The sequence below is a fragment of the Nonomuraea sp. GTA35 genome, from assembly GCF_041950525.1.
Taxonomy (GTDB): Bacteria; Actinomycetota; Actinomycetes; order Streptosporangiales; family Streptosporangiaceae; genus Nonomuraea.
This window is the reverse complement of record NZ_JBGNUV010000004.1, coordinates 618,931-633,082: the sequence shown is the minus strand read 5'-3', so window position 1 is coordinate 633,082 and position 14,152 is coordinate 618,931. Positions and strand designations below refer to the sequence as shown.

The following is a 14,152-nucleotide window of genomic DNA, read 5'->3' as shown; positions in this document are numbered from 1 at the left end:
CAATGCCCGCTCGAGGAGGAACCCCGTGATCAAGATCCTCTTAGCAGCGATGATCGGTGTCGCCGTTGCGGCCCTCGTGGCGACGGTCACCACCGTCACCTTCACCGGCGCCACCGCCACGCCGGTCAACCAGCCGCTCTACAACTACGGCGACCGGTAATCCGAGCCGAACATGCCACCCTCTCCACAAGGGGACGAGAGGGCGAGCCGGCCACCACTGCTTGAGATCGTCATTCCCGCCTACAACGAGGAACGACGACTCCCCGGGGGGCTCCTGCAGCTGTGCGCGAAGCTTGCCCGAATGCCGTTCCCCACCTCTGTCATCGTCGTGGACAACAACAGCACCGACCGCACGGCCGAGATCGTCAGGAGCCGGCCGCGCGGCCCCGTGCCCGTCCGCCTCGTCCAGTGCGCGATCCCCGGCAAGGGGGCCGCCGTACGCGCCGGGCTGCTCGGCACCAGCGCACCCTTCGTCGGCTTCTGTGACGCCGACATGGCCACCGACCTCGACGCCATCGACGTGGCGCTCGGGCTGCTGCTGTCCGGCGAGCGCGTGGTGATCGGCTCCAGGGCGCACCTCGGCTCGCACGTCGAAAACCGGCACAGCAAGATTCGGGAGCTGGGCGCTTTCGGCTTCCGCGCGCTGGCCGGCGCGCTCGTGCGCGGCGTGAGCGACACCCAGTGCGGCTTCAAGTTCTTCGACGGCGTGCTGGCCCGCGAGACCGCCGCGCGGCTGCGCACCCCGGGTTTCGCGTTCGACGTCGAGCTGCTCGCTCGCTGCGTGGAGCGGGGCTCGACGGTGCGGGAGATCCCCGTACGCTGGCGCGACATGCCGGGCTCGCGCTTCTCCCCGGCCAGGCACACCTTCGGCATCGTGCTGGAGCTCGGCCGGATCTGGCTGCGGCTGCGCGCCCGGCCGCGGCCCGCCGCCGCGCACCCGGCCTGGGAGCCGCCGCTCGACCCCGTCGGATATCCGTGAAGATCGCTGTCGTCAACTGGCGTGACCCCTGGCACCCCCAGGCCGGCGGTGCCGAGACGTTCGCCTGGGAGCTGGCCCGGCGCTTCGCGCGCGCGGGCCACCAGGTGTGCTTCGTCACGGCGCGGGCGCCGGGGCAGCGCCGGCACGACAGCGCAGAAGGCGTGCGCTTCGTGCGGATGGGCGGGGTCTTCTCCGTCTATCCGCTGGTGCTGGGCTGGCTGCTGCTGCGCAGGGGCCGCTTCGACGCCGTCCTCGACTGCCAGAACGGCATCCCGTTCTTCACTCCCTGGGTGGTACGGCGGCGCACCCGCGTGCTGTGCGTCGTGCACCACGTGCACGACCGGCAGTTCGGGGTGCACATGCCGGGGTGGCTGGCGGCGTTCGGGCGGTTCCTGGAGGGGCCCGTGTCGCGGTGGAGCTACCGGCGGCACGCGAGCGTGGCGGTGTCGCCGTCCACGCTGCGGGCCATGCGGGAGCGGCTCGGCTGGCGCGGCCCGGTGCACATCGTGCCGAACGGGGTGAGCATCGCTCAGCCCGTAGATATCGAGAAAAGTCCAGTTCCTCGGCTCGTCTGCCTCGGCCGGCTCGTCGCGCACAAGCGGGTGCACCTGCTGCTCGACGCCGTCGCCGAGCTGCGCGAGCGCCAGCCGGACCTGGTCGTGGACATCGTCGGCCGGGGCCCCGAGGAGGCGGCGCTGCGCGCCCGGCTGCCCGAGGGCGTGATCCTGCACGGCTACCTGCCGGAGGAGGACAAGGCGCGCCTCGTCGCGCAGGCGTGGCTGCACGTGAGCGCCTCGCAGGGCGAAGGGTGGGGGCTGAGCGTGCTGGAGGCCGCCGCGCTCGGCGTGCCGACGGTGGCCTTCGAGGTGGACGGCCTGCGCGACGCCGTACGGCCCGGCGAGACGGGCTGGCTGCTGCCCGAGGGCCCCGATGGCGGCGCGAGCCTGGCCAAGGGCATCGCCTCGGCACTCGACGAGCTGGACCACACTTATACCGTGAAATGTCGGGAATGGGCCGCGCGGTTCTCCTGGGACCGCAGTGCCGAACGCCTCATCGCGCTCATGCAGGGCGCCGACCCGGGACCCGGCTGGGAGGAGCGGTGAGCGAGGGGCCGGCCAGGAGCACGCAGGCCAGGCCCGGGACCCTGCTGCCGACCGACAAGCTGGTGGCCGGACGGCGCACGGGCGCGGGCCGGCCGGTGGGCGAGCCCGCCAGACGCCGGCTCTGGCTGCTGCTGTGCTGCGCCGGCTTCGCGCTGCTGGCGTTCACCACCAAGCCCGGCCACCTCATCTCCGACACCAAGATGGACCTGGCGCTCAACCCGGTCGGCTGGCTGGAGCGCGCAGCCCACCTGTGGGACCTGCAACACTTCGGCCAGCTCCAGAACCAGGTGGCGGGCTACATCTTCCCGATGGGCCCGTTCTTCGCGCTCGGCGACCTGGCGGGCGTCGCGCCGTGGGTGACGCAGCGGCTCTGGCTGACGCTGCTGATGTGCGTGGCCTTCCTCGGCGTGGAGCGGCTGGGCCGGCAGCTCGGCATCGGCACGCCGGGCACCAGGATCGTGGCCGCGCTGGCGTACGCGCTGGCCCCGCGCACGCTGTCGATCCTCGGCGAGATCTCGATCGAGTGGCTGCCCGCCGCGATGTTGCCGTGGATCCTCATCCCGCTGCTCACCGCCTCGGAGACCGGCCAGCGGGCCCGCGGGGCCATCAGGTCGGCGCTGGCCGTGGCGCTGTGCGGCGGCGTGAACGCGGTCGCCGTGCTGGCCGTGCTGGTCGCGCCCGTCCTGTACATCCTGACCCGGCCGCGCCCGGTGCCGCGCTGGCGGCTGCTCGGCTGGTGGTCGGGCGCCGTCGCGGTGGCCACCCTGTTCTGGTCGCTGCCGCTGCTGCTCGTGGGCCGCTACGCGTTCAACTTCCTGCCGTACACCGAGACCGCCGACACCACCACCGCCGTCACCTCGCTCACCAACGTGCTGCGCGGCGCCTCCGACTGGGTGCGTTACCTGCCGCTCAACGGCGTCTTCGAGCAGCCGCCCGGCTTCACGATCGCCACCTCGGCCACCATGGTCGTGGTCACCGGCCTGATCGCCGCGCTCGGCCTGGCCGGGCTGTCGCGCCGCGACCTGCCCGCCAAGGGGTTCGTGGTGGCGATGTTCCTGGTCGGCGTGGTCGCGATGGTCGCGGGGCACGCCGGCGCGCTGGAGCCGATCACGGCCGAGCCGGTGCGCTGGCTGCTCGACGGGCCGCTCGCGCCGCTGCGGAACCTGCGCAAGTTCGACCCCCTCGTCCGGCTCGCGCTCGCCTTCGGCCTGGCGCACCTGCTGGTCAGGGCCAGGATCCCGCTGCGCACGACCGCGGTGGCGGCCTTCGTCGCGCTCGTGCTGCCCGTCTTCAACCAGGGCCTGGCCGCGCCGGGCGACTTCCAGCAGGTGCCGTCCCACTGGCGGGAGGCGGCCGCCTGGCTCGACGACAACGCCGGTGACGACGGCGTGCTGGTCGTGCCGGGCGCCAAGTTCGGCGAGTACGTCTGGGGCCGCCCCATGGACGAGCCCCTGCAGGCCCTGTCCACCGCCCGCTGGACCACCAGGCAGATCACGCCGCCCGGCTCCGTGGGCCTGACCAGGCTGCTCGACGCCATCGACCAGCGGCTCACCGCCGGCCAGGGCTCGGCGGGGGTGACGGCGGTGCTGCGCCGGCTGGGCGTGCGCTACCTGCTCGTCAGGAACGACCTGAACAGGGCGAACCTCCAGGGCGCCTGGCCGTCCAGGATGTACGAGGCGCTGCGCGAGTCGCCGGGCATCAGGAAGGTGCGCTCGTTCGGCGACGTGGTCGGCGACCGGGAGACCGACGACGCGGTCAACCAGGTGGACGCGCCGTTCCCGGCGCTCGACCTGTACGAGGTGTCCGGCAGCGCGGACCTGGTCTCCGTGCAGCCCGCGGCCGACGCGCTGGCCGTGCGCGGCGGGCCCGACTCGCTGCTCGCCATGGGCGACCTCGGCCTGCTGGACGAGGGCCCCGTCCTGGTGAACGGCGACGCCGGCAAGCGCGAGGCGCCGACCGTGGTCAGCGACGCGCTGCGGCTTCGCGAGCGCTCGTTCGGCGAGATCAGGTCGAACTGGTCGCCCACGCTGACGGCCGACAGGAAGGCCGACTTCGGCGGCGTCAGGGAGCTGGACCTGCTGGAGGACGGCTGGCTGGACGGGACCGCGGTGGCCGAGTACGACGGCATCGCCGGCATCAGCGCCTCCTCCTCGGTCGCCGACCCGTACGCGATCGCCGCGATCAGCAGCCCCGGCAGCGGCCCGTGGGCGGCCATGGACGGCAACGTCGAGACCGGCTGGCAGAACGACGGCTCCACGGCTCCGCAGGGCCAGTGGCTGCGCGTGGATCTGGCCGGGCGGATGCGGCTGCCGTACCTGGACGTCATGTTCGCCCCCGACCTGCTGCTCGGCCAGGCGGTCAGGCGGATCGCCGTGGAGACCGAGGCGGGCAGCCTGGTCCAGGACGTCACCCGCAGCACGGACCCGCAGCGGCTGCGCGTGCCCGGAGGGCCGACGACCTGGGTGCGGCTCAAGGTCGTCGAGACCGCCAACGCCGGGTGGAGCTACGGCCAGCGAATCGGCATCGTCGAGCTGTCCATCCCCGGCGTCACGGCGGGCCGGACGATCAGGCTGCCGGGGCAGGGCGACGTCTACGTCATGGACCGGGGCCTCGACGCGCGGCCCGCGTGCACGCGCAACCCGTACCGGTGGGTCTGCAACGAGGTGGCGCTGGCCAGGAAGGGCGAGGAGACCGGGTTCGACCGGACCTTCAGCGCGGGGTCCGACGCGGCGGTGAACGTGCGGGGAACCGCCGTGCTGAAGGATCCCGAGCTGGTCGACCGCTTCACCCGGGTCCGTGCGGACCTGACCACCGTGACCGGCTCCTCCCAGCTCAGCGACGACGCCGTGGTCTCGCCCAGGTCGGCGTTCGACGCCGACGGCAGCACCACCTGGATCCCGGACGCCGACGACACCGAGCCCGCGCTGACCATCGCCTGGAAGGGCAAGCGGAAGATCTCCCGCATCCAGATCGGCCGCCCGAGCGACGACACGCAGCCGCTGGACGTGGTCGTGAGCGGCGACGGCGGCCAGGTGCGCGGCGGGCGGGTGGACGAGCGCGGCGAGCTCACCTTCAAGGCCATGTCCACCTCCCGGCTCAAGCTCCGCTTCACCCCCTTCTCCAAGCGGCTGCAGGTGACCGAGCTGGTGGTGCCCGGCGTCGACCCGGTGGGCCGGCCCGCCGACATCCCGCTCAGGCTGGCCTGCGGGCTCGGGCCCAGGATCGAGGTGAACGGCCGGGCCATCCCGACCAAGGTCGCCGGCACCCACGTCGACCTGCTCGAACAACGGCCCGTGCAGATCCTCGGCTGCTCCAGGGCGGAGCTGGCGCAGGGGGACAACCGGGTGCGGGTGGCGGGCTGGGACCCGTACACGATCGACTCGCTCGTGCTGGGCACGCCGCCCCGCCGGCCGGACGGCGTGGAGGGCTCGGCGGTGCGCGGCACCTGGACCACCACCACGCGCGAGGTCATGGTGAGCGCGCCGAAGGACTCCTTCCTCGTCGTCAACGAGAACTACAACGCCGGCTGGCGGGCCCAGCTCGGTGGCAAGACGCTCAAACCCGTACGGATCGACGGCTGGAAGCAGGGCTGGGAGCTGCCCGCGGGCACCCAGGGGACCGCCAGGCTCGAATACCTGCCCGACCGCCCCTACCGGCTCGCCCTGCTGCTCGGCCTGGCCGGGATCGCGCTGCTGGCGCTGCTCGCGCTGGCGCTGCGCGGGCCGCGCCCCGAGCACGTGCGCGAGACGGCCGCCGCCCCGGCGGCCCGGCTGTCACGGCCGCGGGCGCCGGTCGTGGTCGTGCTCGCGCTGGCGTTCGGCGGCTGGGTGGCGAGCTGGCAGGGCATGGTCGCGGTGCTGGCCGCCGTGCTCGTGACCCTGCTGCTGCGGGCCCGCGGGCTGCCCGCGCACTGGGCGGCGGCCGGGATCTTCGGCGCGGCCACGGCGTCGCTGGCGGCGGCCATGGTGCTGCGCGACCACGGATTCGACGTGGGGGCCCTCATGGACCAGGCGCCGCAGCTCGCCGCGGTCGCGGCCGTGGGCGTGCTGTTCGGGCAACTCGTCACGGAGCCGGCGCGGCCGGCAGCGGAGCCGGAGCTCCCGGCGGAAGAGCAGGTGCTGACCGGTGTCCGCTGAGCCTGAGCGCACTCGCCTCGATCAGGTGGTAGCTGCCGACGCTCAGCAGCATCGTGACCACGAACGAGACCACCGCCACGCTGGCGAAGTCGCCCTGGAACGGCTGCGCGCCGGTGAGCTTGAGCTGCAACGTGATCACGGGCGCGTGCCAGAGGAAGAAGCTGTAGGAGATGCGGCCCAGGTAGGCGCTGACGGGGTTGCCGAGCACCCGGTTCCGCAGCGAGCCGGGACAGGACGCCAGCGCGAACGGCGCCACCAGGAGCACCGCCACCGCCGCCTCCAGGCTGACCCGCCACAGCGACTGCGACAGGGTGGGCAGCGTGAGCGTGCGGGGGCCGGCCAGATCGGTGCTCAGCAGCGCGTACAGCAGGCCGGCCAGCACCAGGAGCTGCGGTGCCAGCGAGTCGATCACGCGGCTGTGCCCGATCCACACCGACAGCACCGCCATCGCCATGCCGCAGGCGAAGTAGACCAGGTGGTACGGCAGCAGCAGCGCGAGCTGCGGCTGCTCGAACAGCCGGGCGGCGGCCACGGTGGCCAGGCAGATCACCGGCAGCACCCCGATGCCGACCAGCAGCCGGACCGGCCGGTTGCCGCCGCGCGCGAAGCGGTGCAGCAGCCACGCCAGGATCGGCAGCAGCACGTAGAACGACATCTCGATGGGCAGCGTCCACATCTGGTAGAGGCCGTCGGGAGTGGGGTCGCCGGGGAAGAAGTTCTGCGCCAGCAGCATCCACTTCAGCCAGCCGGTCCAGTCGAAGGGGCTCCACGCCCACAGCGCCAGCGCGGTCACGAGCCAGTAGACCGGCATCACCCGCAGCATCCGGCGCCACAGGTAACGCAGCGGCCGCGGCCGTGGCGTATCCTCGATCACCGCGCGCGCCCACGGGCGGTACAGCAGCAGGCCCGACAGGAGGAAGAAGATGGGTACGGCGATGCCCAGGCGGCTCATCATCCAGGGGAGCATGCCCTCGCGGTACATGACGCCCGTGTTGCTCCCGACGTGCAGCAGCCAGACGCCGAGCGCGGCGATCGCGCGGATGCCGTCGAGCGCGGCGTCCCTGCCCTTCATCGCTGCTCCCACTTTCTCGCTTTCCTGACCGTACGACGCTTCGCCGGCCGGGGCCGGAACCACGATAGAACTTGTTTCTATCAATTTGGTTGCGGTGCCAGGGCCGCCGGTGACGGACATCACTCACTGTCATACTTTGTTGCTCGACGATCGCAGACAAACGACAACATGTTCTACAAAATGCGGAGGCCTCGATGGGTCGTATCTCCACGCTCGTCCTCATCGGGTTCGGGGCTTTCTTCATCGCGCTGGCGCCGCTGCTGAAATTCTGGGCGGCCGGTCAGATCATCTCGGCGCCGGCGGACCAGTTCGGCATCTCGCGGCTGGAGGCCAAGGGCGCGCAGTACTTCTCCATGCAGGACCTCAAGGTGCTGACCGGCGACCTCGACATCATCGTCACCACGCGCGGGGACGTGAAGGAGGCCAAGGACGACCACGTGGTCTGGGACGAGGCCACGGTGGTCAACGACGTGACCAACAGCCGCCCGCAGATCGACATCTCCGAGCGCCGCAGCGCCTTCAACAAGTACACGGGGCTCGCGGTGAACTGCTGCAGCAACAACGTGGAGAAGGCGCCGGTGACGCTGGAGGGGCAGATCTACAAGTTCCCCTTCGACGTGGAGAAGAAGACGTACAAGGTGTTCAACTCCACGGCGCAGAAGGCGTTCGACGCGGTCTTCGTCCGTGAGGACAACGTCAACGGGCTGCCCGTCTACGTCTTCGAGCAGACCGTGCCGCCGACCAAGACCGAGACCCGCACCGCCCCCGCCAACGTGCTCGGCATCACGGGCGAGACCGGGGACGTGCAGGTGGACCGCTGGTACGACGGCAAGACGACGTACTGGATCGAGCCGGTGACGGGCTCGCCCGTCCGGCAGGAGGTGCAGCGGCACGAGGTGCTCAAGACGCAGGACGGCGTCGAGCGCTCGGCGGCCTTCGTCGCCACCGCGAAGATGACCGACGCGACCGTGAACGACCTGGTCAAGAACGCGCAGAGCGGCAAGAGCACCATCAACCTGCTGCGCAACGTCATCCCGCTGGTCCTGCTCGTCGTGGGTGTCGTGCTCGTCGTGGCCGGGGTGCTGCTCGGCCGCCGCCCGGAGCGGGTCGAGTAAATAGCCACGCAATTTCGGGGCCCGTGAGAACGGGCCCTTTTTCATTGACAACAACCCTTAACTGGAACCAGTTATAGTCTAAGGTTACTCACCGGTACCAGACGAAAGGTTCTAGTCTAGAACGCGTTGCAGTTTGCCCGGCGGCGGACGTATTGTCGGGCCATGCGGACACGCGTCACGGACATGTTCGGAATCGAGCTCCCGATCTTCGCGTTCAGCCACTGCAGGGACGTGGTCGCCGCCGTCAGCCGGGCCGGCGGCATGGGAGTGCTGGGAGCGCTCTACTTCACGCCCGAGGAGCTCGAGACGGAGCTCAAGTGGATCGACGACCACGTGGACGGCAAGCCGTACGGGGTGGACGTCGTCATGCCGGCCTCCTACGAGGGCGCCGACTTCGCCCCCGAGGAGCTGGTCGGCCGCCTCCAGTCCATGATCCCGGAAGGCCACCGGGCGTTCGTCGAGAACCTGCTGGCCAAGCACGGGGTCCCGCCGCTGTCGGCCGATGCCGAGGCCGGTCGCGTCCTGCTCGGCTGGACGGACGCCACCGCCCGCCCGCAGGTCGAGGTCGCCCTGCGCCACCCCATCGCCCTCCTGGCCAACGCCCTCGGCCCGCCGCCCGCCGACGTGGTGGAGCTCGCGCACTCCCACGGCGTCAAGGTCGCCGCCCTCGCCTCGACCCCGCGCCACGCGCTCAAGCAGGTGGAGGTCGGCGTGGACGTGGTGGTCGCCCAGGGCACCGAGGCCGGCGGCCACACGGGTGAGATCTCCACCATGGTGCTCATCCCGCAGGTGGTGGACGCCGTGGACGTGCCCGTGCTGGCCGCGGGCGGCATCGGCAACGGCCGCCAGATGGCCGCCGGCATGGCGCTGGGGGCCGAGGGGGTGTGGACGGGCTCGATCTGGCTCGCGGTCGAGGAGGCCGACACGCCGGAGATGGCCAAACGCCGCATCCTGGAGGCGACCTCCCGCGACACCGTCCGCTCCCGAAGCTGGACGGGCAAGCCCGCCAGGCTGCTCAGGAACGAGTGGACCGAGGCGTGGGAGTCGGAGGAGTCGCCGGGGACGCTGCCGATGCCGATGCAGTTCATGCTGGTGTCGGACGCGCTGCGGCGCATCGGCCGCTCGGACGCCTCGGAACTGGCCACGTTCCCCGCCGGGCAGATCATCGGGGTGATGAACCAGGTGCGGCCGGCCAAGGACGTGGTGTTCGGGCTGGTGGAGGAGTACGGGGAGGCGCTGGAGCGGCTGGAGCGCATCACGGAGGAGTGACGGGTGGCCGGTGACGGAAGCGGGCCTCGTGGCGAACCGGTGAGGGGCGCGCTTCCGTCGTCCGGCCGTGGCGAGCGCGAGTGCCAGGCCTGCCGCCCGGATCAGTGGCCCTGGTAGTCCGGGGAACGCTTCTCGCGGAACGCCCGCGTGCCCTCCTTGGCGTCCTCCGAGCCGATCACCGGCCACCCCAGCTCGTCCGACACCTTGAGCGCCTCCACCTCGGGCATCCCCAGCGTGTCCCGGTACGTGCGCAGGATCGCCTGCACCGCCAGCGGCCCGGACGCGGCCACGTCCTCCGCCAGCTCGCGCGCCGCGGCCAGCGCCTGGCCGTCCGGCACCACGCGGTTGACCAGCCCCATCGACAGGGCCTCCGCCGCCGTGACGGCGCGGCCGGTGAGCAGGAGGTCCATGGCGTGGCAGTACGGGATCTGCCGGGGGAGCCGGACGGCGCTGCCGCCCATCGGGAACAGGGCGCGCTTGGCCTCGAACAGGCCCAGCGTGGCCGACTCCGCCACCACCCGCAGGTCGGTGCCCACCAGCAGCTCGGTGCCGCCGGCCACCGCGTAGCCCTCCACCGCGCAGATGATCGGTTTCGTCGGCAGGTCCTCGCGCAGCAGGCCCTTCCAGTGGAAGTTGGGGATCTGGGCCGCCCTGGCCTGCACCTGCGGGTCCGAGGACGGCCGGCCCATGGCCTTGAGGTCGGCGCCGGCGCAGAACGTGCCCTCGGCGCCCGTCAGGATCGCGACCCGGATGCCCGGCTCCTGCGACGCGTACGCCCACGCCGAGGCCAGGCCGACCAACATGTCCGAGGACAGCGCGTTGCGGGCCTCGGGCCGGTTCATGGTGACGGTCAGGACGTGGCCGTCGCGTTCGATCCGGCAGTGGGGGGTGCTGATCGGCAGGAGCTCCACGGACGCCTCCGGAGTGATTAGATCAAGCGCTTGCTACGAAGTTTGGCCCAGGATACGCTCCGACAAACGAGAACAGGTTCCTGTTTTGCTCACTCCCGCGCTGAGGAGATCAGATGGGCACGCTCGGCTTCTGGAGGCTCGCGCAGGCGGATCCCGAGTGGATCGCGGCGGTGGACCCCGATGGCACCCAGCACCGCGCGGGCGACCTGCTGGCCCGCTCGAACAGGCTCGTGCACGGGCTGCGCGAGCTCGGCCTCCGGCCCGGCGACGGCATCTGCGGCCTGGCCCCGAACGGCGCCGACGGGCTCGTCCTCTACCTGGCCGCCCTGCAGGCCGGCTGGTACTACACGCCGATCAACTGGCACCTGACCGGGCCCGAGATCGCCTACATCGTCGACGACAGCGAGGCCAAGGCGTTCTTCGTGCATCCCCGCTTCGCCCAGGAGGGTGCCAGGGGCGCGCAGGCCATCGCGCCCGAGCGCCGCTTCCTGCTGGGAGAGGGGGACGGGTTCAGGCCGGCGAGCGAGCTGACCGGCGGGCAGCCGGACACCACGCCCGCCGACCGCACCGCCGGCGCCACCATGCACTACACCTCGGGCACCACCGGCAAGCCCAAGGGTGTCAGAAGGCCGCTCAGCGGCCTCGACCCGGACGACTCCGCCGAGCTCATGACGTTCCTGCTCGGACTGTTCGGCATCACGCCCGGCCGCCCGAACGCCCACCTGGTCACCTCGCCCAGCTACCACACGGCCGTGACCCAGTTCGGCGGCACGGCCCTGCACATGGGGCACACCCTCGTCTACATGGACAGGTGGGACGCTGAGGAGATGCTCGCGCTCTGCGAACGCCACCGCGTCACGAACTCCCACATGGTCCCCACCCACTTCAAGCGCCTGCTCGCGCTGCCGGACCAGGTCAGGAAAAAGTACGACCTGTCCTCGCTGCGGTGGATGATCCACGCCGCCGCCCCCTGTCCCGTCCCGGTCAAATGGGCGATGCTCGAATGGTGGGGCGACTGCGTGTACGAGTACTACGCGGCCACCGAGGGCGGCGGCACCCTGGCCACGCCCGAGGACTGGAAGGCCCACCCCGGCACGGTGGGCAAGGCCTGGCCGATCAGCGAGCTGCTCATCACGGACGAGCAGGGCGAGCCCGTGCCGACCGGCACCCCCGGCACCATCTACATGAAGATGATGGGCGTCCAGTTCGAGTACAAGGGCGACCCCGCCAAGACCGCCGAGAACCGCCTCAAGGACCACTTCACCGTCGGCGACATCGGTTACCTCGACGAGGACGGCTTCCTCTACCTCTGCGACCGCAAGGCCGACATGATCATCTCGGGCGGGACGAACATCTACCCCGCCGAGATCGAGAACGAGCTCATGGTCCACCCGAAGGTGGCCGACGTGGCCGTGTTCGGCATCCCGGACGAGGAATGGGGCGAGCAGATCAAGGCCGTGGTCGAGCCCGCGCCGGGCGTGGAGCCGGGGCCGGAGCTGGCCGCCGAGCTGCTGGCCTCGCTGGAGGGCCGGCTGGCCAGGATGAAGTGGCCCAAGAGCATCGACTTCATCGCCGAGATGCCCCGCGAGCCGAACGGCAAGCTGCTCAAGCGCAAGCTCCGCGCCCCGTACTGGGAGGGACACGACCGTGCCATCTGACCCGCTGGTCGCCCAGCACGTCCTGGAGTTCCCCGGCGGCTACACGCGTACGACGGGGCCGGTCATCGGCCGGTTCCTCAGCGAGCTGCGCGCCCGCCGCATCGTCGGGGTGCGGACGGCGGAGGGCCGGGTGCTCGTCCCCCCTCTCGAGTACGACCCCGCGACCGGCGAGCCGGTGACCGGCGAGTACGTCGAGGTCGGCCCGGCCGGCACCATCACCACCTGGGCCTGGGTGGACGAGCCGCTCGACGCCCACCCGCTGGACCGCCCCTTCGCCTGGGCCCTGATCCACCTCGACGGCGCGGACAGCGCGCTCCTGCACGCCGTGGCCGCCGACAACCCCAAGGCCCTGGCGGCGGGCACCCGGGTCTGGCCGGTCTGGCGTGACCGGCCCACCGGCCACATCACCGACATCTCCCACTTCGCCCCCGAGGTCACGAAGATCGTGTCCAGCGTGCGCGCCGAGTACCGCCTCCAGGCCGGCGGCGCGCTCCGCGTCTTCCTGGAGGGCGTCGAGCGCGGCGTCCTGCTAGGCAGCCGCTGCGAGCAGTGCGAGAAGGTGTACGTGCCGCTCCGGCTGGCCTGCCCCGAATGCGGAAACACCCTCCCGGAAACGCTCGAACTCCCCGACACCGGCACGATCACCACCTTCGCCATCAACAACCTGCCCGACCCCCGGGCTCCCGAGGTGCCGTTCGTGTCGGCGTACATCCTGCTCGACGGAGCGGACATCCCCATGATCGCGCTCATCGGGGACGTGCCCGCACACGAGGTGCGCCAGGGCATGCGGGTCAGGGCGGTCTGGGTCCCCGAGAGCGAGCGCACGGCGTCCATGGCGAACATCCGCTGGTTCGCCCCCACCGGCGAGCCTGATGTGGAGCTGGCATGAGAGACGTGGCGATCGTCGCGTTCGCGCAGACGCGGCACACCGATCACGACACCGGCCTGAGCGAGCACGAGCTGATCCACCCCGTGATCAGCGAGGTCAAGGAGCTGACCGGGCTCAAGCGCTTCGGCTTCACCTGCTCGGGGAGCTGCGACTACCTGGCGGGGGCGCCGTTCTCGTTCGTGTCGGCGCTCGACGCGCTGGCCGCCTGGCCGCCGATCTCCGAGAGCCACGTCGAGATGGACGGCGCCTGGGCCCTGTACGAGGCGTGGGTGCGGCTCCAGCACGGCGACATCGACTCCGCCCTGGTCTACGGCTTCGGCAAGTCGTCGCTGGGCGACCTGCGGACGATCATGACGCTCCAGCTCGACCCGTACTACCTGGCCCCGCTCGGCCTCGACCAGCTCTCCTACGCCGCGCTCCAGGCCGCCGCGGTGGGCGCGGAGCGGCAGGAGCTGGGCGAGATCGTCCGGCGCAGCCTGGCCGACGGGCGGAGCAACCCGTACGCGTTCGACCTGCCCGAACCGGACGATTCCGAGGACTTCGCCGTACAACCGCTCAGGAAGGCGGACGTGCCGCCCATCACGGACGGCGCGGCGGCGATCGTGCTCGCGACCGGAGACCTGGCCGGAAGGCTCCACCCGAACCCCGCCTACATCAGGGGCATCGCGCACCGCACCGAGCCGCACTACCTCGGCATGCGCGACCTGGCCCGATCGGCCTCCGCGGCCGACGCCGGGCGCGCCGCCGGGGTCGGCAAGGGGCCCGTCGAGGTGGCCGAGCTGCACGCCCAGTTCCCGCACGAGGAGATCATCCTGCGCCAGGCCCTGGAGCTGGGCGGCGACACCGTGATCAACCCGTCGGGCGGCCCGCTGGCCGCCAACCCCGTCATGGCCACCGGCCTCATCCGCATCGGCGAGGCCGCGCGCCGCATCCACGACGGGACGGCGAGCCGCACGGTCGCGCACGCCGCGAGCGGCCCCTGCCTGCAGCAGAACCTCGTGACCGTCCTGGAGGCATGAC

Annotated in this window: 11 protein-coding genes; 9 read left to right on the top strand and 2 right to left on the bottom strand. The window is 71.6% G+C overall.

Annotation, left to right across the window (positions count from 1 at the left end; genetic code table 11):
- Positions 1 to 25: 25 nt before the first annotated feature.
- From ACBJ32_RS21415 to ACBJ32_RS21400, 4 genes are read left to right on the top strand one after another with little or no spacing between them, the layout of a single operon-like run.
- Positions 26 to 160 carry a hypothetical protein gene (locus ACBJ32_RS21415; protein WP_272894589.1) on the top strand — a complete coding sequence of 45 codons (135 nt, stop codon included), beginning with the start codon at positions 26 to 28 and terminating at the stop codon, positions 158 to 160.
- Positions 161 to 172: 12 nt separating this feature from the next.
- Complete coding sequence (locus tag ACBJ32_RS21410) at positions 173 to 979, top strand: glycosyltransferase (RefSeq protein WP_357873950.1); 807 nt, start codon at positions 173 to 175, stop codon at positions 977 to 979.
- Positions 976 to 2,082 (top strand): glycosyltransferase family 4 protein, encoded by a 1,107-nt coding sequence (locus ACBJ32_RS21405; RefSeq protein WP_375128196.1) that lies wholly within the window; start codon positions 976 to 978, stop codon positions 2,080 to 2,082. Before ACBJ32_RS21410 ends, ACBJ32_RS21405 begins: the two co-directional genes overlap by 4 nt.
- Positions 2,079 to 6,218: an alpha-(1->3)-arabinofuranosyltransferase family protein gene (locus ACBJ32_RS21400; protein ID WP_375128195.1), complete on the top strand. Its 4,140-nt coding sequence runs from the start codon at positions 2,079 to 2,081 to the stop codon at positions 6,216 to 6,218. Before ACBJ32_RS21405 ends, ACBJ32_RS21400 begins: the two co-directional genes overlap by 4 nt.
- Here ACBJ32_RS21400 and ACBJ32_RS21395 read toward each other — a convergent pair.
- On the bottom strand, positions 6,145 to 7,290 hold the full coding sequence (locus tag ACBJ32_RS21395; RefSeq protein ID WP_375128194.1) for an acyltransferase family protein: 1,146 nt from the start codon (positions 7,288 to 7,290) through the stop codon (positions 6,145 to 6,147). The genes ACBJ32_RS21400 and ACBJ32_RS21395 overlap by 74 nt on opposite strands.
- A gap of 194 nt (positions 7,291 to 7,484) precedes the next feature.
- Between ACBJ32_RS21395 and ACBJ32_RS21390 the strand changes: the two genes are divergently transcribed.
- Together ACBJ32_RS21390 and ACBJ32_RS21385 are read left to right on the top strand one after the other, a co-directional pair.
- Complete coding sequence (locus ACBJ32_RS21390; protein WP_375128193.1) at positions 7,485 to 8,405, top strand: DUF3068 domain-containing protein; 921 nt, start codon at positions 7,485 to 7,487, stop codon at positions 8,403 to 8,405.
- Positions 8,406 to 8,567: 162 nt separating this feature from the next.
- A complete protein-coding gene (locus ACBJ32_RS21385) occupies positions 8,568 to 9,674 on the top strand; it encodes a nitronate monooxygenase family protein (protein WP_357873964.1) in 1,107 nt (368 codons plus the stop codon).
- A gap of 101 nt (positions 9,675 to 9,775) precedes the next feature.
- Here ACBJ32_RS21385 and ACBJ32_RS21380 read toward each other — a convergent pair whose 3' ends face one another.
- Complete coding sequence (locus ACBJ32_RS21380; protein WP_375128192.1) at positions 9,776 to 10,585, bottom strand: crotonase/enoyl-CoA hydratase family protein; 810 nt, start codon at positions 10,583 to 10,585, stop codon at positions 9,776 to 9,778.
- A gap of 113 nt (positions 10,586 to 10,698) precedes the next feature.
- Here ACBJ32_RS21380 and ACBJ32_RS21375 point away from each other — a divergent pair, with 113 nt between their 5' ends.
- Genes ACBJ32_RS21375 through ACBJ32_RS21365 form a run of 3 tightly spaced genes read left to right on the top strand, consistent with a single transcriptional unit; the run spans position 10,699 to position 14,151 of the window.
- Entirely contained in the window at positions 10,699 to 12,243 is a 1,545-nt protein-coding gene (locus ACBJ32_RS21375) for an acyl-CoA synthetase (protein WP_375128191.1), read from the top strand.
- Positions 12,233 to 13,132, top strand: a complete 900-nt coding sequence (locus ACBJ32_RS21370; protein WP_357873973.1) for an OB-fold domain-containing protein — start codon at positions 12,233 to 12,235, stop codon at positions 13,130 to 13,132. Before ACBJ32_RS21375 ends, ACBJ32_RS21370 begins: the two co-directional genes overlap by 11 nt.
- Entirely contained in the window at positions 13,129 to 14,151 is a 1,023-nt protein-coding gene (locus tag ACBJ32_RS21365; protein ID WP_375128190.1) for a thiolase domain-containing protein, read from the top strand. Before ACBJ32_RS21370 ends, ACBJ32_RS21365 begins: the two co-directional genes overlap by 4 nt.
- The last annotated feature ends 1 nt before the right edge of the window (position 14,152 follow it).